Annotated in this window: 21 protein-coding genes; 15 read left to right on the top strand and 6 right to left on the bottom strand. The window is 63.4% G+C overall.

Going from position 1 to position 21,090, the window contains the following annotated elements:
- Positions 1 to 8 precede the first annotated feature (8 nt).
- Positions 9 to 518: a formaldehyde-activating enzyme gene (gene fae / locus BTHE68_RS32135; protein ID WP_162070306.1), complete on the bottom strand. Its 510-nt coding sequence runs from the start codon at positions 516 to 518 to the stop codon at positions 9 to 11.
- A gap of 281 nt (positions 519 to 799) precedes the next feature.
- Here fae and BTHE68_RS32130 point away from each other — a divergent pair, with 281 nt between their 5' ends.
- Genes BTHE68_RS32130 through bamE form a run of 3 tightly spaced genes read left to right on the top strand, consistent with a single transcriptional unit; the run spans position 800 to position 2,694 of the window.
- Positions 800 to 1,492 (top strand): 4'-phosphopantetheinyl transferase family protein, encoded by a 693-nt coding sequence (locus BTHE68_RS32130; protein ID WP_162070305.1) that lies wholly within the window; start codon positions 800 to 802, stop codon positions 1,490 to 1,492.
- Positions 1,493 to 1,543: 51 nt separating this feature from the next.
- Entirely contained in the window at positions 1,544 to 2,311 is a 768-nt protein-coding gene (locus BTHE68_RS32125) for a phosphatase PAP2 family protein (RefSeq protein WP_162070304.1), read from the top strand.
- 59 nt (positions 2,312 to 2,370) lie between these two features.
- Positions 2,371 to 2,694, top strand: a complete 324-nt coding sequence (gene bamE, locus BTHE68_RS32120; RefSeq protein ID WP_162070303.1) for an outer membrane protein assembly factor BamE domain-containing protein — start codon at positions 2,371 to 2,373, stop codon at positions 2,692 to 2,694.
- Positions 2,695 to 2,760: 66 nt separating this feature from the next.
- On the opposite strand, the gene BTHE68_RS32115 is transcribed toward bamE, so the two are convergent.
- Genes BTHE68_RS32115 through BTHE68_RS32105 form a run of 3 tightly spaced genes read right to left on the bottom strand, consistent with a single transcriptional unit; the run spans position 2,761 to position 5,461 of the window.
- Positions 2,761 to 3,621, bottom strand: coding sequence for an ABC transporter permease (locus BTHE68_RS32115; protein ID WP_162070302.1), 861 nt, complete (start codon positions 3,619 to 3,621; stop codon positions 2,761 to 2,763).
- A gap of 24 nt (positions 3,622 to 3,645) precedes the next feature.
- A complete protein-coding gene (locus tag BTHE68_RS32110) occupies positions 3,646 to 4,434 on the bottom strand; it encodes an ABC transporter ATP-binding protein (RefSeq protein ID WP_061177441.1) in 789 nt (262 codons plus the stop codon).
- 10 nt (positions 4,435 to 4,444) lie between these two features.
- Positions 4,445 to 5,461: an ABC transporter substrate-binding protein gene (locus tag BTHE68_RS32105; protein WP_162070301.1), complete on the bottom strand. Its 1,017-nt coding sequence runs from the start codon at positions 5,459 to 5,461 to the stop codon at positions 4,445 to 4,447.
- Positions 5,462 to 5,630: 169 nt separating this feature from the next.
- Between BTHE68_RS32105 and BTHE68_RS32100 the strand changes: the two genes are divergently transcribed.
- The 11 genes from BTHE68_RS32100 (at position 5,631) to BTHE68_RS32050 (ending at position 18,083) form a co-directional block, all read left to right on the top strand.
- Entirely contained in the window at positions 5,631 to 6,308 is a 678-nt protein-coding gene (locus BTHE68_RS32100) for a response regulator transcription factor (RefSeq protein ID WP_061177439.1), read from the top strand.
- On the top strand, positions 6,298 to 7,689 hold the full coding sequence (locus BTHE68_RS32095) for a sensor histidine kinase (RefSeq protein ID WP_162070300.1): 1,392 nt from the start codon (positions 6,298 to 6,300) through the stop codon (positions 7,687 to 7,689). The genes BTHE68_RS32100 and BTHE68_RS32095 overlap by 11 nt, the downstream gene beginning before the upstream one ends.
- Before the next feature lie 225 nt (positions 7,690 to 7,914).
- Entirely contained in the window at positions 7,915 to 8,484 is a 570-nt protein-coding gene (locus tag BTHE68_RS32090) for a M12 family metallopeptidase (RefSeq protein ID WP_232078169.1), read from the top strand.
- 171 nt (positions 8,485 to 8,655) lie between these two features.
- Entirely contained in the window at positions 8,656 to 10,377 is a 1,722-nt protein-coding gene (locus BTHE68_RS32085) for a hypothetical protein (RefSeq protein ID WP_162070299.1), read from the top strand.
- Positions 10,378 to 10,557: 180 nt separating this feature from the next.
- On the top strand, positions 10,558 to 11,868 hold the full coding sequence (locus BTHE68_RS32080) for an MFS transporter (protein WP_162070298.1): 1,311 nt from the start codon (positions 10,558 to 10,560) through the stop codon (positions 11,866 to 11,868).
- 2 nt (positions 11,869 to 11,870) lie between these two features.
- Positions 11,871 to 12,938 (top strand): proline racemase family protein, encoded by a 1,068-nt coding sequence (locus BTHE68_RS32075; protein ID WP_162070297.1) that lies wholly within the window; start codon positions 11,871 to 11,873, stop codon positions 12,936 to 12,938.
- 2 nt (positions 12,939 to 12,940) lie between these two features.
- Positions 12,941 to 14,182 carry an NAD(P)/FAD-dependent oxidoreductase gene (locus tag BTHE68_RS32070; RefSeq protein WP_162070296.1) on the top strand — a complete coding sequence of 414 codons (1,242 nt, stop codon included), beginning with the start codon at positions 12,941 to 12,943 and terminating at the stop codon, positions 14,180 to 14,182.
- A 15-nt stretch (positions 14,183 to 14,197) separates the two neighbouring features.
- Entirely contained in the window at positions 14,198 to 15,100 is a 903-nt protein-coding gene (locus tag BTHE68_RS32065) for a dihydrodipicolinate synthase family protein (protein ID WP_162070295.1), read from the top strand.
- Positions 15,097 to 16,095, top strand: coding sequence for a 4-hydroxyproline epimerase (locus BTHE68_RS32060; protein ID WP_162070294.1), 999 nt, complete (start codon positions 15,097 to 15,099; stop codon positions 16,093 to 16,095). The genes BTHE68_RS32065 and BTHE68_RS32060 overlap by 4 nt, the downstream gene beginning before the upstream one ends.
- A gap of 16 nt (positions 16,096 to 16,111) precedes the next feature.
- Positions 16,112 to 17,359, top strand: a complete 1,248-nt coding sequence (locus BTHE68_RS32055) for a metal-dependent hydrolase family protein (protein WP_162070293.1) — start codon at positions 16,112 to 16,114, stop codon at positions 17,357 to 17,359.
- 16 nt (positions 17,360 to 17,375) lie between these two features.
- A complete protein-coding gene (locus BTHE68_RS32050) occupies positions 17,376 to 18,083 on the top strand; it encodes a GntR family transcriptional regulator (RefSeq protein WP_162070947.1) in 708 nt (235 codons plus the stop codon).
- On the opposite strand, the gene BTHE68_RS32045 is transcribed toward BTHE68_RS32050, so the two are convergent.
- Both BTHE68_RS32045 and BTHE68_RS32040 read right to left on the bottom strand, forming a co-directional pair.
- The gene (locus BTHE68_RS32045) at positions 18,070 to 18,504 is read right to left on the bottom strand and encodes an aconitase X swivel domain-containing protein (protein ID WP_162070292.1); all 435 of its coding nucleotides are present in this window, start codon (positions 18,502 to 18,504) and stop codon (positions 18,070 to 18,072) included. The genes BTHE68_RS32050 and BTHE68_RS32045 overlap by 14 nt on opposite strands.
- Complete coding sequence (locus BTHE68_RS32040) at positions 18,491 to 19,744, bottom strand: aconitase X (protein ID WP_162070291.1); 1,254 nt, start codon at positions 19,742 to 19,744, stop codon at positions 18,491 to 18,493. Before BTHE68_RS32040 ends, BTHE68_RS32045 begins: the two co-directional genes overlap by 14 nt.
- 156 nt (positions 19,745 to 19,900) lie before the next feature.
- Here BTHE68_RS32040 and BTHE68_RS32035 point away from each other — a divergent pair, with 156 nt between their 5' ends.
- Positions 19,901 to 21,061 carry a CaiB/BaiF CoA transferase family protein gene (locus BTHE68_RS32035; RefSeq protein WP_162070290.1) on the top strand — a complete coding sequence of 387 codons (1,161 nt, stop codon included), beginning with the start codon at positions 19,901 to 19,903 and terminating at the stop codon, positions 21,059 to 21,061.
- Positions 21,062 to 21,090 lie beyond the last annotated feature (29 nt).

The following is a 21,090-nucleotide window of genomic DNA, read 5'->3' as shown; positions in this document are numbered from 1 at the left end:
GAGACTCCTTACTTCTTCGGCGTGTAGAACGGGTTCGAGACGTCGCGTGCGGCCTTGAAGACGGCTTCCTTGCGCGGCAGGCCTTCCATCGCGGCGATGATCGCGTTCTTACATGCGCGATAGTTGTTCTCGAAGACGGCATCGAGATCGTCGGTTTTCGGATTGACCCAGTTCGCGGATACAACGACCCAGTCGTTTTCCGCTTCGGGCGGCAGCGTGCCGTTTTCGAGCGATTCGGCGACTGCCCTCGCGATGCCCGCCTGTGATGCGCCCCAGGTTGCGTTGCCGTGGAAATCGCTGTCGATCTGCGCCTTGTTGACGTAGAGCGTGAGCGGCTTGGTCGGCACGCCGGGCTGCGCGATCACGACGAACGGCGCGTGACCGGCGGACGGCGTCGCGAGCGCGGTGGCGAACGCCTGGCCCGCGGGGCCGTTACGGGGGCCGACCAGCACGTTGATATGGGCGAGATTCACGCCCGGCCCTTCGAAGCCTTCGCCGATGAAGAGATTCTTTTCCATTGACTCCTTCCTTTGTGTCCGCTGTTGTGCCACCGGTGCGGTGGATGCAGGGCATTCTGCGACGGGCTTCGCGCGGGGTGGAATCGAGGATTTTTGAGGGCGGGGTTGAGGAAAGCTCAACTTGGGGATGACCCGTACGCCGGGACGAGTGTTCGCCTCGCGGTCGTTTCAAAAAAACAGCCAGCTAAGCGTCCCATAAGGTACGAATGCCGAGAATATGAGTTCATCCCTGAATGCGGAGCATTCCGACGCGCGCCCGCGCCGCCCCCTCCGCCCTGCGAATGTCCGCCACTCACCGCCCACCCTTGCCGCGTATCGCCGACGCCCCGTGGCGCTACTACGATCTCGCCAAATCCCGCGTGCAGATCCACGAACCGCCCGCGCCCGGCGACGTCTGTCTCTGGCTCGTGCCGTCGGAATTCCGCTTCGCATCGGCATCGAACATCGGAAACTGGCTCAGCCCGGCGGAGCGCAAACGCGCGCGGCTGCATCCGAATTCCGCGCTCGGGCGGCGCTTCAGCGTGGCGCGCGCGACGTTGCGCCTCGTGCTCTCGCACATGCTGAAATGCGAGCCGCACGAAGTGAGCGTGGACGATGAACCCGACGAACGCATCGTCGTCACGCACCCGCTTGTCCATGGCACGCTTCATGTCGATGTCGCGTATTCGGGCATCTGGATCGTGATCGCGGTGGCATCGGCGAAAATAGGGCTCGGCGTGGTCGTCGAAACCACCGGCGCCTCCGACGCGGCCGCCAGACAGGACATGTGGGACGAGGCGGCGCGCATCGGCAGAACCCGCGCGCAACGCGGCGACGCGCGAGGGCGCGCCGCGCCGCCGCAATGGCACGCACTTACACTACCGATGCCCGGCGGAATCTGCGGCGTGCTCGTCGTGGACAAGCCCGTCGCGCGCGTGCAGGCATTCGGCTGGGAACGGCCGCTCGAAGCAGAGGAACGCGCGATTGCGTCCTGAGCCCGCGCGAGCGGCCGCCTTTCGGGAGACATTCGGGAGAAACAGGACATCATGGAATACAGGGCGCTCGCGCAAGGCCACGCGGTCGCGATCATCGCGATCGTGCTTTTCGTCGTTCCATCGATCGCGGCTGGCGCCTGGGCCTGGGCCGCGCGCGCACGCCGGACCCCGCTTTCAGCCGCCGCGGTGGCGCTCGCGGCGTGCGTGCCGGTCGTGACCGGCGCGGGCGTGTTCATCGCGATTGCCTCGCGCATTGCGCAGGGCACGGCGTTTTCATCGGCGGATCAGCGCGTGCTCGACGCCGTGCGCGACGGCGCGCCCGCACTCGCCGCGCGATGGCTGGCCGTGCTCACGCATCTCGGCGACCCGTGGTTCCTCACGCTGTTGTGCGCGCTCATGTGCGCGGCGCTCGTCGTGACGCGCCGCCTCGGCCTCGCCGTGTATTTCGCGGTGGTCACGAGCGCGGGCGGCCTGCTCAATCAGGCCCTCAAGGCGATGATGCGCCGCGACCGCCCGACCGGCTCGACCGTGCCGCTGCCCGAAAGCTTCGCGTTTCCGAGCGGGCACACGTTCGGGTCGATCGTCTGTTACGGCATGTGCGCCTATGTGCTGCTCAGGCTCGCGCCGACGCGCTGGGACCCGCTCATCGTCGCGCTGGCGTGCTTCATCGTGCTGGCGATCGGGGCGAGCCGCATCGTGATCGGCGTGCATTTTCCCGGCGATGTGATCGGCGGATTCGCGTCGGGCGGCGCGTGGCTGGCGGCGTGCATCGGCGTCGCGGAACTGGCGCGGCGGCGCTCGCGCGCACTTTCAGACTAGGTCGATTGCCCCGCGCCTGCGATGCCGATAGTTTCAGTCCTTTTGCGAAGGCTGAAGCGATGCTCAAATCGAAAACGTGTCTGGTGATGGCCCTGCTCGGCGCCCTGATCGGCCTGAACGGATGTTCGGCCTTCATCCCGGACCCCGATCCGACGGAGTACATGAGTCGCGTGAAGATCGGCATGACGCGGGCGGATGTCGAGGATCATCTCGGACCGCCCGACGGAAACTGGGGGCCGTGGCATTCGCAGTGCACCGAATACGCCTTCAAGAAGAATGGCGTCGACCGGTATTCGGTCTATTACAACAACCAGAATCGCGTGGTCTTCACGGAACACGCCGCATGCAACGTCGCGCGGGCCAGGGAAGTCGGCCTGCGCTGAATGCAGGACACTGCCCGGAAACGAAAAAACCCCACGCGCTCGCGTGGGGTTTTTTCATGGGGCACATCAATTCGCCGTGGGCCGCCATTTCAGCAACCGTTGCTCGACCGCTGTGAGCAGATAATCCGCCGCGAGCGCGACCACCGCCAGCACGATCATCGCCGCGAACACGCCGCTTGCATTGAACGCGCCTTGCGCCGTCGAGATCAGCAAGCCGATACCCTGTTTCGAGCCGAGAAACTCGCCGACCACCGCGCCGACCAGCGCGAAGCCGAAGCTCACGTGCAGGCTCGCGAGAATCCACGAGAGCGCGGAAGGAATCACCACCGACGTCGTCACCTGACGGCGCGACGCGCCGAGAATCTGCGCATTCGCGATCATGTAGCGGTCCGCTTCACGCACGCCCTGAAACGCATTCGCGAACACGACGAAAAACACCATCACGACCGCCAGCGCCACTTTCGACGCCATGCCGAGACCGAGCGCGATCACGAACACCGAGCCGAGCACAACGCGCGGAATCGAGTTGGCGATCTTGATGTAGATGCTGAACACGTCAGACAGCAGCTTGTTACGGCCGAGCACGATGCCGCAGAACACGCCCGCCACCGAGCCGATCAGAAAGCCCAGCACCGTCTCTTCGAGCGTGACCCATACTTGCGTGAGCAGCGGCCCTTGCGAGGTGCCTTCGACGAACCATTCGACGATCTGATCGAAGATCGCGGACGGCATCGAGAAGAAGAACGGATCGATCCAGTGAAGACGAGCCGATAGCTCCCAGCCGCCGAGCACGAAGACGAGCACCGCAATGCGCAGTCCGATCACGAGTGCGTGGCGCTGCTTGATGCGCTTTTGCGCTTCGCGTTCGACTTGCGCGAGCGCGCCGGGATCGATGCCCGCGGGCATCGCTTGTTGAGGCGTGGACATGGGTGAGGTTCCTCTCGAACAGGTTCAACCGATCTGCACTTCTTCGCGCAGGTCGTGCCAGATATCCCGCGAAATCTCGATGAAATGCGGGTGATAGCGAATCTCCGACGTGATGCGCGGGCGCGGCAGATCGATCTCGTAGACGCGCTTGAGCGTCGCGGGGCGCGCCGTCAGCACGAACACGCGGTCCGCGAGCGCGATCGCTTCTTCGAGATCGTGCGTGACGAACACGACCGAGCCCGCGTTCGCCGACCACAGTTGCAGCAACTCGTCCTGCATCAGCGTGCGCGTCTGCATGTCGAGCGCGGAGAACGGCTCGTCCATCAGCAGGATTTCCGGCTTGTTGATGAACGTTTGCGCGAGCGCGACGCGCTTGCGCATGCCGCCCGACAACTGATGCGGATAATGCTTGCCGAACTTGTCGAGACCGACGCGGCGCAGCCACTCGTTGGCTTCGTCATAGGCGGCGGATTTCGAGCGGCCGCGATAGAGCGGGCCGGCCGCGATGTTGTCGAGCACCGAGCGCCACGGAAACACGGCATCCGCCTGAAACACGAAGCCGATGCGCGGATCGATGCCGTCGACCGGCTGGCCCATCACGCGCACTTCGCCGGTCGTTGGCTTGAGCAGGCCCGTGATCATGCTGAGCGTGGTGGACTTGCCGCAGCCCGTCGGGCCGACGATCGCGACGAATTCGCCCTTCGCCACCGACATGCTGAATTCGCGCAGCGCGACCGTGGCCTTGCCGTCCGGCGAGACGAAGCGGCACGAGACGTTGCGCAGTTCGATGGCCGGTTGTGTCGTCTGGTTCATTGTGCGCGCCTCACTTCGATGCCGTCGCGGTGCCCGACAGATACTCGTTCGAGTACGTGCGCGCGAGGTCGATATGCTTGCCCTTCACCGAAGGATTGAACGCGGAGAGCACCTTCAGCACGGTTTCGGGGCCGTCGGCGGGCATCTTGCCGTCCTTGGTGAACATCGGCAGCGAGGCCTTCAGCGCGCCCACGTAAAGCTCCTTGTTCTTCGCGTAATAGTCCTTCGGCATCTTCTCGGCGATCTCTTCGGCGCTGTGCGTGGAGATGAAGTTGAGCGTCTTCGCGAACGCGCGCGACAGCTTCGCGGCGTCCGCCTTGTGCGATTCCGCCCACGCGCGCTGCACGTAGAAGCTCGATGCCGGATACGTGCCGCCGAGCGCGGCGCGCGTGCCTTCGAGCGTGCGCATGTCGACGAGCACCTTCGCCTCGCCGGTCTTGAGCAGTTGCGACACGGTCGGCTCGGTGGTCATGCCTGCGTCGATGCGTTCCTGCTTGATCGCCGCGATGAAGCTCGCGTCCGCGCCCACCGGCAGCAGCGTGTATTCCTTCGAGCTCACGCCCGCGCGCTGCGCGAGGTATTGCGTGAGAAAGCTGGTCGATGATCCGAGGCCCGTCACGCCGAGCGTCTTGCCTTTGACGTCGGCCATGCTCTTGAGTTTGTCGGCGGCCTTGGTCGAGACCAGTTCCACTTCGCCCGGCACCTGACCGAAGATCACCAGCGCCTGCACTTCCTTGCCCTTGCTCTGCAGGTCGATGGTGTGATCGTAGAAACCGACGACGCCTTGCACCGCGCCGGCGAGCAGCTCGTTTTCCGCATCGACGCCCGCGGGCTGCGAGAGAATTTCGACATCGAGCCCTTCGTCCTTGAAGTAGCCGAGCTGCTCCGTCAGCTTCGCGGGCAGATAGATGATCTTGGTCGCGCCGCCGACCATGATGGAAATTTTCTCGGCATGGGCGGACACGGATGCCGCGGCGAGCGCGAAAGCGATACCGGATACCGCAGCGATCTGGCGCAAAGTACGCATCAGGAGTCTCCTTGATGTGGGGCGGGACGTAAGGAAAGGCCCGCTTGTTCGAATGTGTGCGGCGATTATAGAAAGGTGAATCCTTCTGCCAGCTTTCTGTGTCGATAGCGAAACATGGGTGTTAACCCGATGCGTCATGCTTCGTCGAAGCCAATACAATCGCGCCACCATGAAACTGCTGCTGATCGAAGACAATCCGACGCTGTCGCTCTGGCTCGCGAAGATGCTGGAACAGGAATCCTTCGCACTCGAAACCGTGCAGGATGGCGAGTCCGCCGATCAACTGCTGCGCACCAATCAATACGATGTCGTGCTGCTCGATCTCAACCTGCCGCGCCTGTCGGGCAAGAACGTGCTGCGACGAATGCGCCAGCGTGGCGACGCGACGCCGGTGATGATTCTGACCGCGAGCGGCTCCATCGACGAGAAAGTAGAGTTGCTCGGCGCGGGCGCGGACGATTACCTGGTGAAGCCGTTCGAGGTCCGCGAGCTGGTCGCGCGCGTGAAGGTGATGATCCGGCGGCGCACGTCATCGACGGCGAACGAGGTGTCGTGCGGCGATCTCGTCTTCGATATCGACACGCGCCAGTTCACGATGAAGGGCGCGCCGCTCAACGTGACGCCGCGCGAGCGCAGCGTGCTCGAAGCGCTGATTTTGCGTCTGGGCAAGACGGTGTCGAAGGCATCGCTGCTGGACGCGATCTTCACGCACGAGGACAGCCCGAGCGAAGACGCGCTCGAAATCTACGTGTCGCGGCTGCGCAAGAAGCTCGACGGCAGTTCGGCCGCAATCGTCACGCTGCGCGGACTCGGTTATCTGTTGCGCAAGAAGGACGATGACCAATAGCCTGCGCGTTCGCCTGCTTTGGTGGCTGCTCGTGCCGCTCGCGTTCTACGTGTTCGTGACCGGCAAGGCCGCGTACGACAACGCGCGCCACACCGCCGATCTCGTGCAGGAAAACACGTTGCTAGCATCGGCGCGGATGATCGCGGGCGAAGTCGAGTGGTCGGATGGGCGCTTGCTCGTCGATGTTCCGCCAGCCGCGCTCGAAGTGTTCGCGTCGCCTCAGGGCGATCAGGTTTTCTACAACGTGAGCGTCGACGACGGCCGTCTGCTCGCCGGCGCGCCCGATTTTCCGTTCGGGCCGACCGCCGCGATCCACGATACGCCGATGTACTACGACGCCGATCTGCACGGCAAGCCGATCCGCGCCGTCGGCTTCGTGCGCCAGATGTACGACAACGGCGCGATCCGGCGCGTGCTGGTCTCGGTCGGCAAGACGCAGGCGTCGCGCGACGCGATGGTGCGCGAACTCTGGCGTCCGCAACTCGTGCGGCAGATCGAGATGGTGTTGCTCGCAGTCGCGCTCGCGTGCATCGGACTGACGTTCGAATTGCGGCCGCTGCTGAAGGTGAAGAAGGAAGTGATGGATCGCGATCCGATGCAGCTCGAGCCCTTGCGCGTCGAGCGTTTGCATACGGAGTTACGGCCGATCGTCGAGGCGATCAATCAGTGCATCGCGCGGCTCGGGCTTCAGGTGGCGGCGCAGCGGCGCTTCATCGCGGACGCGGCGCACCAGTTGCGCACGCCGCTGACCTTGCTGGAGACGCAGTTGCAGTTCGCGCGGCAGCATCGCGAGATGGCGCCATCGTTGCACGAAGCGCTGGCGGCGATGCAGCGAAGCAACCGCTCGATGGTCGGCCTCACCAACAAGCTGTTGCTGCTCGCGCAGGCCGAGGCGGCGGACTATACGCAGCTTGCGAAGCATGAGGTCGATCTTGCCGCGATCGCGCAGAACGTGATCGAAGACCTTGCGATGTTCGCGCAGAAACGCGAGATCGACCTCGGCGCGGAGCTGGTCGAATCGGCGTGGATCATCGGGCATGAGGGATTGTTGTCGGCGCTGGTTCACAACGTCGCCGAGAATGCGATCCGATATACGCAGGCGGGTGGACACGTGACCGTCGCCATCACGCGCGATGCGCAACGCGTCACGCTGACCGTCACCGATGACGGTCCAGGCATTCCAGCGGAAGCGCGCAGTCGCGTGTTCGAGCCGTTCTATCGCGCGGCGGCGGATGCGGAAGGGACGGGACTGGGGCTCGCGATTGCGAAGGAAATCGTGCAGGCGCATCGGGGCGAGATTCGGCTCGGCCAGCGAGAGCATCCCGAGCGCGGCGTGATCGTGACGGCGACGTTCGAAAGCGCCCGCGCGCAAAATCGTTGATTTTCCTGGATCTTATGGAATGACCATTCGAGTTTGACGGCTCATCGCAAAATATAATTCTGCTGAGTGACTCAGGAGAAGACGATGAGCCGAATCGGAGCATGGGCATTTGCATTATTGTTAGGAATGCTGGTTAGCGGGTGCGGTGGGAGCGATAGCAGCGACGCCGGGAGCGCGGCGAAGCAAGCAAGCGCGCAGGATCAGGCCACTGCAAAAGGATATGCGTTGTCCACCGTCATCTGGAAGCAGGAGCCTATCGGCGTTTGCTGGGACATGAGCAATGCCGACTTCGCGCTGTATACCAATCAGCGCACCTGGAGCCGTCTCGCGGTCGAGGCGAGCTGGCAGGCACACTCCGGCGTGACGTTCACGGGCTGGCAGCAATGCACCAATGATCCGAACTACTACGGCATACGGATTTCGATCGAGGATAACGCCACGAACGGACCGCATACGCAAGGGCTCGGAACGACGCTGAACAACGTGGTCGGCGGCATGGTGCTCAACTTCACGTTCCACAACTGGAGCACGAGTTGCGTGGGCCGTGAAGAGTATTGCATTCGCAATATCGCCGCGCATGAGTTTGGTCACGCGATGGGTTTCGCGCATGAACAGAACCGGCCGGATACGCCATCGACATGCAAGGAGCCCGCGCAAGGCAGTTATGGCGATACATTGATCGGGGCGTGGGATCTGGCATCGATCATGAATTACTGCAATCCGGACTGGAATGGCAACGGGCAGTTGAGCACGACGGATATCGTCATGGCGCAGCGGTTTTATGGAGCGCGATGAGGGGACATTGCGCTTGATTGCCTGCCTAGAAGCAATCTAATTGCACGTCGTTGCTGAAAATGAAGGCATTGGAAATATTTCGTAATGAAGATGTCAGATTGATTGGGTGCTGAAAATATACTTCTCCCGCCCCGCATGAGGACGCGTGGTTAGTCATTAACGGAGAAGAAGATGAAAAGGTTTAGGGGTTTAGCACTGGCATTCTTGTCAGGATTGCTCATCAGTGGGTGCGGCGATGGCAGCGGCGGCACCGACGCGGTTAGTTCCACGGCCAAGACTTCAGTCGAGCAGGCGGCCGTGCAGGACAAGGCAACGGTGAAAGGCTATGCGTTGTCGGCCGTTATCTGGGATCGGGTGCCCATCGGAGTTTGTTGGGATCTGAACACTGCGGATTTCGCGCGGTACTCCGCGGAGCGCAACTGGACTCGTCTCGCGGTCGAGGAGACCTGGGAGCAGAATTCCGGCGTCGAATTTTCCGGTTGGCAGCAATGCACGAATGATCCGGGCTACTACGGCATTCGGATCTCGGTCGAGGACATTGTTGGCAGCGCGCCGCATACGTGGGGCCTGGGTGCGATGTTGAACAACGCTCAAGGCGGAATGGCGCTCAATTTCACCTTCAACAACTGGGGCCAGAGCTGTCAGGGGCGCGAGGAATATTGCATTCGTCGCATCGCCGCGCACGAATTCGGTCATGCGCTGGGCTTTGCGCATGAGCAGAATCGGCCGGATACACCATCGTCGTGTATCGAGCCCGCACAGGGTACTTACGGCGACACGATGGTCGGTCCGTGGGATCTCGCGTCGATCATGAACTACTGCAATCCGAAGTGGAATGGCGACGGCAAACTGAGCCCCACCGACATCGAGATGGCGCAGAAATTCTATGGCCCGCGCAGACAAGCGGTGTTTTACGAAGTGACTCGTGAAGTCGCTCCGGTTCATCTGACGGTGTACGACTACGCGACTCGTGCGATCGTCAAGGAAATCGATCTTGGCGTCGCCGTACCCTATGACCGCGCTTCGTTGATGCGATCGAGTCCGGACGGACGGAGAATGTACTTTGTCCTGGCCAATGAAGCTGATAAGAAGCAGTACTTGGCCGCGTTCGATGTTGCGAGCAATTCGGTTGCCTGGGTTTCGCCTCTGAATTTGAGCTCGTCGGTCTACGGCATTCAGGTTTCCTCGGACAACTCACGCCTGTTTGTCGCTGCAGAGTCGGTAAGCGTCTTCGATGCGACTAATGGCGCGTTGAAGGGGACCATTGCTGCGCCTCAGGGATTGCGTGTGAGTCAGGTCGCCACGGCCTCGGACGATTCGGACGCGATCTACGCGTTGGCCTCGAATAGCAGCCTGAAGCGGGACTGGATCCTCAAACTGAGCGCGAAGGGGCTGGATGTGGTGAAGTCGTTCGAACTCGGAGATTGGAATCCCTACAGGAACGAGCTTGCTATCACGCCCGATGGGAAGCGAGCCTACTTCGACGGTCCTGGCTTACCCAACTATGAGCAGCGTCTGAGAGAGCTGGATATGTCGAACGGTGCTGTGCGAGAGTTCGCCGCGCTTACCGAGTCGAACCCGCTGCATATCCACGCAATCAACAATCAACAGATCGTCTTTACCAACAACAGTTCCACGCTCAATCCGGTCATCCTGTACGACGTGCAAAAGAATGTGAAAACGACTCTCAGCGTTCCGACCACGGCGATCAGGCAGATTCAGTTCGACCCGAAATCGCAATCGATTTTCGTACTAAAGGCGTCCGATTTTGCTCAGTTCGACAGGCAGGACGATGGAACGTATAAGAATGTCGACCTCAAGTTGCCGTACGTCACCAAGGGCGGGATGCACTACTCGTCGTTCGGAGATTTCTTTGCGTTTCTTCGCAAGTAATCGCTGTTCCGAATAGGTCATACCACGATTGCGACGGGCGGCCCATAGGGCCGCCCGTCGCTTAAGACTCCCTCCTTTGTCGGCTCCGTCGTCGAATTTTGGATCCAAAATCCTTGATTCAATTTTGATATGGGCGCACAATCCCCCGGAACCGCACCCCACGCGACCGAGGGAGTCACCATGACCGACCGCGCCAACGCCGTTGCCAGTCCATACGCCGCAAGCGACGCACCCAAAGCCTCGTCCAAATCCAGCCGCGCCGTCACTGCCGCGGTCGTCGGCAATATCCTCGAATGGTTCGATTTCGGTACCTACGCATTCCTCGCGACCGTCATCGCCAAAGTCATGTTCCCCACTGGCGACGACTTCGCCGCCATGCTCGGCACCTTCGGCGCGTTCGGCCTCGGCTTCGCCGCGCGCCCGCTCGGCGCGATCATCTTCGGCTGGCTCGGCGACAAGAAAGGCCGCAAGTGGACGCTCACCTTCGTCATGCCGCTGATGGCCGCCGCCACGCTCTTCATGGCGCTGTTGCCGACCTATGCATCGATCGGCATCTGGGCGCCGATCCTGCTGGTCGCCGCGCGCATGCTGCAAGGCATTTCCGTCGGCGGGGAACTGGGCAACGCGGTCGCGTTTCTCGTCGAATGGGCGCCGCCGAACAAGCGTGGCTTCTACGGCAGCTTCCAGCAATGCAGCACGCTCGGCGGCATGCTGCTCGGCTCGGGCGCGGCCGCGCTCATGACCACGCTGCTCAGCCAGCAGGCCATGCTCGACTGGGGCTGGCGCGTGCCGTTCATTGTTGGTGCGATCGTGATCGGGCCGATCGGCTGGATCATCCGCAAGCGCAGCGAGGAAACGCCGGTCTACCAGAGCGCCACCGACGAAGCGCCCAAGGCGAAAGGCCGCGCGCCCGCTCTTCTCGGCCTGCAGGCCTGCGGCCTCGTGATCGTGTGGACGGTATCGCTCTACGTGCTGCTCAACTACCTGCCGTCGTTCACGACGAAGTACGTCGGCATGAACGCATCGACGGCGCTGTGGCTCAACACGGCGGGCCTGATTGTGATGACGGCATCGATTCCGTTCTGGGGCGCGGCCTCGGACCGCTTCGGCCGCAAGCCGATCTATACGATCGGCTGCATCGCGTTTCTCGTGCTGCCGTATCCGATCTTCCATCTGATGCTCGAATACAAATCGGCGGCGATCGTCGGCGCGGTGCAGGTGCTGGGCGGCGTGATCATCGGCATCTTCTCGGGCGTCGGGCCCGCCGTGCTCTCCGAACTCTTTCCGACGAAAATCCGCACGACGTGGATGTCGATCGGCTACGGCATCGCCAACGCGGTGTTCGGCGGTTTCGCGCCGATGATCGCCATCGCGCTCATCAAGGCGACGGGCTCGCCGCTTTCGCCGGCGTACTTCGTGATGCTCGCCGCGCTGCTCTCGACTTTCACGGTCTTCACCATCAAGGAGACGGCGCACGCGCCGCTGCAATAATCATGCGCTGGAACCGAACGCTCACAGTAGTGAACTGCCACGCCGAAGGCGAAGTCGGCAACGTGGTGACGGGCGGCGTCTTCGACGTACCCGGCGCGACGATGTTCGACAAGATGATGCACCTCGAAGAAGTGCGCGACGATCTGCGCCGCATCTGCATCTTCGAGCCGCGCGGCTCGGCCAATCAGACGGTGAACTTCCTGCTGCCCGCAACCGACCCGCGCGCGCAAATGGGCTATGTGATCGCCGAATCGACCGAATATCCGGCGATGTCCGGCTCGAACACGATGTGCGTCGCGACGGTGCTGCTCGAAACCGGCATCCTGCCGATGGTCGAGCCCGTCACCGAGCTCGTGCTCGAAGCGCCGGCCGGGCTGATCCATCTGCGCTGCGCGTGCGCGAATGGCAAGGTCACGAAGGTCGAGTTCACCAATCAGCCCGCGTTCGCGAATCATCTCGACAGGACGATCGAAGTGGAAGGCATCGGCAGCCTGACTGTCGATGTCGGATATGGCGGCATGACGTATGTGATCGTCGATGCAGAAAAACTCGGCTTTCAGATCACGCCCGATGAAGCGCGCGAACTGTGCGAACTCGGGCAGGTCATCAAGGCCGCCGCGGCGGAGCAGTTGCCGTCGCCGCATCCGTTGAATCCGCTCATCAAGGGCATCACGATGACCGAGTTCGTCGGGCCGCTCTCGCGCGAGAACGGCGTGCTGAAATCGCGCAACACGGTGATCGTGTCGCCGGGTCGCTGCGACCGTTCGCCGTGCGGCACGGGCACGTCCGCGCGGCTCGCGGTGATGCACGCCAAAGGACTGATCGACGTGGGCGAGACCTTCCTGCACGAGTCGATCATCGGGTCGATCTTCGAGAGCCGCATCGAATCGGTCACGCGCCTGGGCGATGTGCCCGCAATCGTGCCCGTCGTATCCGGCCAGGCGTGGATCACCGCGATATCGCAAGTCGGCGTCGATCCGACCGATCGTTTCCAGACCGGCTTCACGCTCGCGGATACGTGGTGCGAAGCCGTCGACGACAAGCTCATCAAGTCGCGCGCGAGTTCATGAGCATGACGGGCGAAGAAATCGCGGATGTCGTCGTGATCGGAGCGGGCATCGTCGGGCTGGCTTGCGCGTGGGCGGCGCTGCGCGATGGCGCGCGCGTGACCGTGATCGATCGGGATTTCGAAGGCGATCGCGCATCGCACGGCAACGCGGGCGGCATCGCGGTGACGGAGAGCACGCCGATCGCCGTGCATGGCATGTTCACGAAGGCCGCGAAATGGCTGATGGACCCGCTCGGCCCGCTCGCGCTCGACTGGAAGCATCTGCCAAAGGCGCTGCCGTGGTTCATGGCGTTTAGGCGCGCGAGCGAGCCGGCACGTTTTCAGGCGATATCGCATGCGCTCGCGTTGCTGAACAACCGCGTCTACCACGACATCCTGCCGATGTTCGACGATATCGGCGCAAGCGCGATGCACTACCGGCGCGGCGCGCTGACCGTCTATGAGACCGATGCAGCCTTCGCCGCCGATCAGGCCGAATGGATGTTCAAGCGCGAACTCGGCGCGCGCTGGCACGCGCTCGACGCGCAGCAGGTGCGCGATTGCGAGCCGTCGCTCGCGCCCGTGTTCCGGCATGGCGTCTTTCTCGACGACTGGTCGCATATCGGCGATCCGCGCCGCATCGTCACGCTGTTGCGCGAGCGCGTGCGTGCGCTCGGTGCGCGCTTCGTGACGGGCGTCGCGCGTGCGATCGAATCGACGGATACGGTCTTGCTTGCGGACCGCAACCGCGTGAAAGGACGGCGCATCGTGATCGCCGCCGGCGCATGGTCGGCGGCACTGGCGAAGTCCATCGGCGATAGCGTGTTGCTCGAAAGCGAGCGCGGCTATAACGCGACGCTGCCGAAACACGGCACTGCACTGACGCGCGAAGTGATCTTCGCGGAGCGCAAGTTCGTTGCGACGCCGCTCGATGTGGGCTTGCGCATCGGTGGCGCGGCGGAGTTCGCGGGCATCGATGCGCCGCCGAATTATCGTCGCAGCGATGCATTGCTCGCGCTCGGCAAGCGCTTCATTCCGGGCATCGACGATAGGGACGCGGCGAAATGGATGGGCCATCGCCCCGCGACGCCCGATTCGTTGCCGGTGATCGGCGCATCGCCGCGCATGTCATCGGTCGTTTATGCATTCGGACACGGTCATCTCGGCTTGACGCAATCCGCAACCACCGCCGCGCTCGTCGCCGATGTACTCGCGGGCCGCACGCCGCGCGTGCCGCTCGCGCCATATTCGATTGCGCGTTTCTAAATTGGAGGAGCAACCATGCAAGTGAACTGGAAAGGCGTATTCCCCGCCGTCACGACGAAGCTCAGGCAAGACGGCTCGCTCGATCGCGACGTCATCGTGAGCGGCCTGAACCGTCTGATCGACAACGGCGTCGGCGGTGTCGTGATGATGGGCATGGTCGGCGAGAACGCGCAGCTCACGCCGGAAGAGAAGCGCACGGTGCTGAAGATTGCCGTCGAAACGGTGAAGGGACGCGTGCCCGTCATTTCCGGTCTCGCGGAACTGAACACCGCCAACGCGATGCAATTCGCCAAGGATGCCGAAACAATCGGCGTGCAGGGCCTGATGGTGTTTCCGGGCCTGACGTATCGCTCGGACGATCGCGAGACCGTCGAATACTATCGGTCGATCGCGCGTTCCACGAAGCTCGGCCTGATGATCTACAACAATCCGCGCGGCTATGGCGTCGACATGCGTCCCGATCTGCTGGCGCAACTCATCGATGAAGCGAACGTCGTCGCGATCAAGGAAGAGACCTACGACACGACGCGGGTCACCGACCTCTACACACGGTTCGGCGAGCGCTTCGTCGTGTTCTGCGGCGTCGACGATCTGATCGTGGAATCCGTCGCACTCGGCGTGACAGGCTGGGTCTCGGGCATGGCGAACGCGATGCCGAAGGAATCCGTCGATTTGCTGAATTACGCGGTCAATGGCGAATACGACAAGGCGCGCGCGCTGTATCGCGCGTTGATCGACCTGTTCCATCTCGACACGCATGTGAAGCTCGTGCAATACATCAAGCTCGCGGAAAACATCACGGCGGGCTATCCGGAATACGTGAAGGCGCCGCGTCTGATGCTCGAAGGCGATGAGCGGCAGCGGACCATAGAAATCGTCGAGAAGGCGATTGCCAACGTGCGGGCGCTTGCGCAATGAAATCCACGTTTTTCTGCATCGACGGACACACCTGCGGCAATCCGGTGCGCGTCGTCGCGGGTGGCGCGCCGCCGCTCGAAGGCGCGAACATGATCGAGCGCCGCGCGCATTTTCTGCGCGAGTTCGACTGGATCCGCACCGCACTGATGTTCGAGCCGCGCGGGCACGAAGTGATGTCCGGCAGCATCCTCTATCCACCGACGCGCCCCGATTGCGATCTCGCGATTCTCTTCATCGAAGTGAGCGGCTGCCTGCCGATGTGCGGACACGGCACCATCGGCACGGTGACGACGGCCATCGAACACGGACTCGTGCGGCCGCGCGAGCCCGGCGTGCTGCGGCTCGATACGCCAGCGGGTCTCGTCGTCGCGCGATATCGGATGAATGGCGAGCATGTGGATTCGGTGCAGCTCGTCAACGTGCCTTCGTTCCTGCATTCGCGGGATTTGTCCGTCGAAGTCGAAGGACTCGGCGAAATTCAATTCGATGTCGCGTACGGCGGCAACTTCTATGCGATCGTCGAGCCGCAGCGCAACTATGACGGCTTGCACGCGCTGAAGCCTTCCGACATCCAGCGCCTGAGTCCGGTGCTGCGCCAGCAGGCGAACGAGAAGTACACGTTCGTGCATCCGGAGAACGACGCCATATGCGGCCTGAGTCACGTCATGTGGACCGGCGAGCCGACCGTGGAAGGCGCGAGCGCGCGCAACGCGGTGTTCTACGGCGACAAGGCCATCGATCGCTCGCCATGCGGCACGGGCACCTCGGCGCGCATGGCGCAGCGCGTCGCGAAAGGGCAGTTGAAGATCGGCGAGCGCTTCGTGCACGAGAGCATCATCGGCACCTTGTTCGAAGGCGTGCCGATGGAAGCGGCGCGCGTCGGCGATTACGAGGCGATTCAGCCGGCCATCGAAGGCTGGGCGCGCGTGACAGGCCACAACACGATTTTCGTCGATGACCGCGATCCGCTCGCACACGGATTCCTGCTGAAATAACGGGAGAGATCAAGCCATGCTGATACTGAAAAACGCCCGCGTGCTCGACGCCGATCACGAACGCGACGACGGCCGCTATTCGATCGTGATCGACGGCGACACGATTCGCGATGTCACGCGCGAACCGGTGCAGGCGAGCGACGCGCAGGTCATCGATGTCGGCGGCAAGACGGTGATGCCCGGCATGATCGATTGTCATGTGCATGTGATCGCATCGGTCGCGCATCTCGGCAACAACAGCCGCTTGCCGAACACGTTCGCCGTGCTGCGCGCGGTGCCGATTCTCGCGGGTATGCTGAATCGCGGCTTCACGACCGTGCGCGATGCGGGCGGCGCGGATTACGCGCTGTCGCGTGCGATCGAAGAGGGTGTGATCGCGGGGCCGCGTTTGTTCGTGGCGGGCAAGGCGCTTTCGCAGACGGGCGGCCACGGCGATTTCCGCGAACGTTACGACAACTCGGATCCGGACCCGTGCGGCTGCAATCGCAACATGGGCGCGATCGGGCGCGTGGTCGATGGCGTTGATGAAATGCGCCGTGCCGTGCGCGAGGAAATGCGCGCGGGCGCGCATCACGTCAAGATCATGGCGTCGGGCGGCGTGGCTTCGCCGACCGATCCCATCGGCAACCTGCAATTCTCTGTCGACGAAGTGAAGGCCGCCGTCGAGGAAGCGCAATCGCATCAGACCTACGTGATGGCGCATGCCTACACCGCGAAGGCGATTGCGCGCGTGGTCAGGCTCGGCGTGCGTACGATCGAGCACGGCAATCTGATCGACGAAGAAACCGCAGACGTGATGGCGGAACACGACGCCTATGCAGTGCCGACGCTCGTCACGTATGACGCGATGTCGAAAGTCGGCGCGCAGATGGGCCTCGCGAAAGATACGCTCGACAAGAACGAGTCCGTCCGCAAGCGCGGACTCGAAGCGCTCGCGATGCTGCATGCGCGCGGCGTGAAAATGGGCCTCGGCACCGATCTGCTCGGCGACATGCATCAGTATCAGAGCGATGAGCTGTCGATACGCGCGGATATCGTCGGCGCGTTCGAGGCCATTCGTCAGGCGACCGCCATTGGCGCGGAGATCGTCAACATGAAGGGCAAGCTTGGCGTCGTCGCGGCGGGCGCGTATGCGGATTTGCTCGTCGTGGATGGTGATCCGCTCAAGGATATCCGCGTGCTGACCGGGCAGGGCGAGCGCATCGCGGGCGTGATGAAGAATGGCGCGTGGGTGCGTGCTACGATGCCGCAACATCATAGATAAGCATCGAATGAAGCACATGCCTCCGGTCGCCGCTAAATCCCGTCGAACAGAAACGCCGAACGCGAGCGATTCCGCGCACAGGATCGTGCGCACGACCACGGTCGAGCTCGTCACGACCGCGATCCGGCAACGCATTCTCTCGGGCGATCTCGCGCCCGGCGAAGTGCTGCGTCAGGAAGCGCTCGCCGACGAACTCGGCGTGAGCCGCGTGCCGATCCGCGAAGCGATCACGCGTCTCACCGGCGAGGGCTTGCTGACCAAGGTGCCGCATCGTGGCGCGTATGTCGCGGAGCTGTCGATAGAAGAAGTGCAAGAGACGTTCGAGATTCGCTTGCGGCTGGAGCCGTGGCTATTCTCGCAGGCGATTCCGCTTATCACCGATGCCGAAATCGCGAAGGCCGAAAAGCTCGTCAACGAGATGGATCACGCGGATTCGGGCGTCTGGGGGCAACTGAACTGGCGGCTGCACGAAACGCTGTATCTGCCGGCGCGGCGCGATATCACGTTGCAGATGCTGCGCGGGCTGCACGATCGCAGCGACCGCTATTTCCGCTTTCAGGTCGTGCAGGTACCGATTCGCGAGCAGTCGCATGAAGAGCACATGAGCCTGATCGATGCATGCAGGAAGCGCGATCCGAAGCTCGGCGCGAAGCTGCTCGAACAGCACGTGAAAACGGCGGGGCAGCAGATCATCTCGGTGGTCGAGACGATCATGGCGCGATGACGCGCAGCGTCGCGGGCTGCGTTGCGTCGCGCGCATCGATTTCGATGTGAGCATCGGCGACGGCGAGCTGCGCGAACGCGGCTTCATCGACCATCACGACCGGCACGTTCGACGCATACAGTTCATTCGCGACGATCGCGCCAATCGACAGAATCAGATCGCGCTCCGTCAGCACGATGCCGGCCGGCCCCGTGCCGTTGCGCAACGCTTCGGCGAGCACGCTGCTGCTCGAACTCGATCCGCGCGCACGCGGCATCACCAGAATGCGCGACGCGAGACGCTGCCCGTGACCGGCATGCGTGGCATCGACGATCACGCCGCGTTGCGCGTCGTAGCCGCCCCAGAAGCTGAGCGGCGGCAACGCGATGCCCGCAGCGCGTGCGTGGCCCGGAACGAGCGTGACGGCCTCAAACGTATTCATCGATGCACACCTTTCCTTCGAACGCCGATCGCACGCATTCGCTCATGCTGCCGAACGCGACCGTCACGCCGATATTCGCCGGCGCGTAATGCGCCCATTTGCCCGAGTTGGTCATCACGAGACCGCTCACCTGCTTCATCACCGGCGTGATGTATGTGCAGGTATCGACGACGATTTGCACGCCACGCGCCGCAAGCCGTTGCGCGATGCCTTCCTCTTCGAGTTGCCACAGCACGAAGCGGCTCGTGTTCACATAGACATCGCAGCGCGGCGCGCCTTCATGACGCGCGAAGAGCGCGGCGAGCGTGCGGAACTCCTCGACGGAAAAATGCGGCGTGCCGAGACTGACGGCGGCGAGCGCGTCGCCCGGTTGCGCGTGACTCCAGCGCGCGCGCACGGCATGAAGGTCCGATGCGCTCACCGGAATCGTGCGTTCGGGCGCGCGCCTTTGCAATGCAGCGTCGAGCGTCGCGGCTTCGGGCGTGATGCCGACCGCATGAAACAGCGCCACCGATCCGCTCGACGCCGCCGCCGCGCCGAGCGCCTTCAGTTCGTCTTCGGTGGTGTCATCGGGCAGGCCGGTGATGGCGGCCACCGTCGCGCCGGCCACGCTGCCGAGCAGGAAGCCGAGCGCGGCGAAGTCCGCATCGCGATGCGGCGACGCGCGCAGATCGGGTGCTGCGATCACGATGCGCGCTGCGCGATTCGCCGTGACGTGCAGGCCCGCGTTCGGCACCCGAGCGGTGATCGCGGCGGCGAGATCGAGAAAATCGCCATAGCGGCTGGTGCGCGCGCCGAGCACCGAGTTGGCGAAGACGATCGCGTTGGATTCGGCCCATGCGATCTGATCGCCCAGTTTCGGGCGATGCTTCAACTGATACGGCGCGCACGTGAAGCTCGCTTCGCAGCCGAGTTCGATATGCGCCTGCATGAGGCGCTTGCCCGCGCTCGCGGTGCCGGCATCGCCGCGAAACAGCTCCGGGTGAATGAGATCGAGCGAGCCGACATTGAGCGTGGTCGGCACGGCGACCTTCGCGCCGCTCGCGACGAAGCGCTCGACGAAATCGAGGCTCGCCGCGCCGTGATACAGACAGCCGTCGATGTGCGCGCAGCTGATGTCGATGAGCGTATCGGCGTCCATGACGCGCGCCGTCGCGGCGACGATACGCATCGCGAGCGCGAGGCCATCGCCGAACTCGCCGTCGAGCATCGCAGTGTCGCGTGGGGAAAGAGTGAGCATCGGGTTCGATGGCGTTCGATTGCGCCGCGCTGTTGGTTGTCAGCGCAGGATAACGGATCGGCTCGAATCGATCTACCCGACGCGGGTGGCGCGGCTCATGCGCGCATCTGGCTTACTGACTGGAGCGCATCACTTTCACACCGGAGACAGGCAGACATGGGCGTATTGAGCGGAGTTCGGGTTCTGGAGTTCGAGGCGATCGGTCCGGCGCCGTTCGGGTGCATGTTGCTCGCGGACATGGGCGCGGATGTACTGCGCGTCGATCGTCCCGTCGCGGCCGGCGATCTCGGGCCGAAGATCAGCGGCAAGCACAAGAATCTGACCGGGCGCGGCCGGCGTTCGGTCATGCTCGACCTGAAGCAGCGCGAAGCCGCCGATGCCGCGCTCGAACTGATATCGAAGGCGGATGTCGTCATCGAAGGCTTCCGGCCGGGCACGATGGAACGGCTCGGAATCGGACCGGAAACGGCGCTCGCGCGCAATCCGAAGCTCGTGTATGGCCGCATGACGGGTTGGGGGCAAACAGGTCCGCTCGCCGAGCGCGCTGGGCACGACCTGAACTACATCGCGCTGTCGGGCGTGCTGTCGGGCATCGGGCGCGCGGGCGAGCCGCCGGTGCCGCCGCTGAATCTCGTCGGCGATTACGGCGGCGGCGGCATGCTGCTCGCGCTCGGCGTGGTGGCGGCGCTCTTCAACGTGCAGCGCGGCGGCGCGGGACAAGTGGTCGATGCCGCGATGATCGAAGGCGCTGCGCAGCTCGGCACGACCCTGTGGGGATTGATTGCGTCGGGGAACTGGCGCGAGGCGCGCGAGAGCAATCTGCTCGATGGCGGCACGCCCTGGTACGACAGTTATCGCACGCGTGACGGGCATTACATGGCCGTTGGCGCGGTCGAAGCGCGCTTCTATGCGCAATTGCTGGAGAAGCTCGGCTTGGCCGACGCGGATTTGCCCGCGCAGCATGATCGGGCAGGCTGGCCGCTGCTGAGGGAACGATTCGCGGCGGCGTTCGCCGAGCGCACGCGCGACGAATGGTGCCGCGTGTTCGAAGGCAGCGACGCCTGTGTCGCGCCGGTGCTGGGCTTTTCGGAAGCGCCGGCGCATCCGCAGCATCGCGCGCGCGCAAGCTTTGTCGAGTTCGATGGCGTCGTGCAGCCCGCGCCCGCGCCGAAGTTTTCGCAAACGCCTTCGGCCATTTCACGGCCTGCGCCGCGACGAGGCGAAGGAGGCGCCGGTGCTTTGAGGGACTGGGGCCTGGATGAATCGGAGATTGCGCGGCTGCGTGCGAGTGGCCTCGGGTTCGCGTCGGAAGCCTGACCGGTTGAAGCAGCCCCTTCAAAGCCTGT

Origin of the sequence: Burkholderia sp. THE68 (genome assembly GCF_009938265.1) — a bacterium.
Lineage (GTDB): Bacteria > Pseudomonadota > Gammaproteobacteria > Burkholderiales > Burkholderiaceae > Caballeronia.
This window is presented reverse-complemented; position numbering and strand designations above follow the sequence as displayed.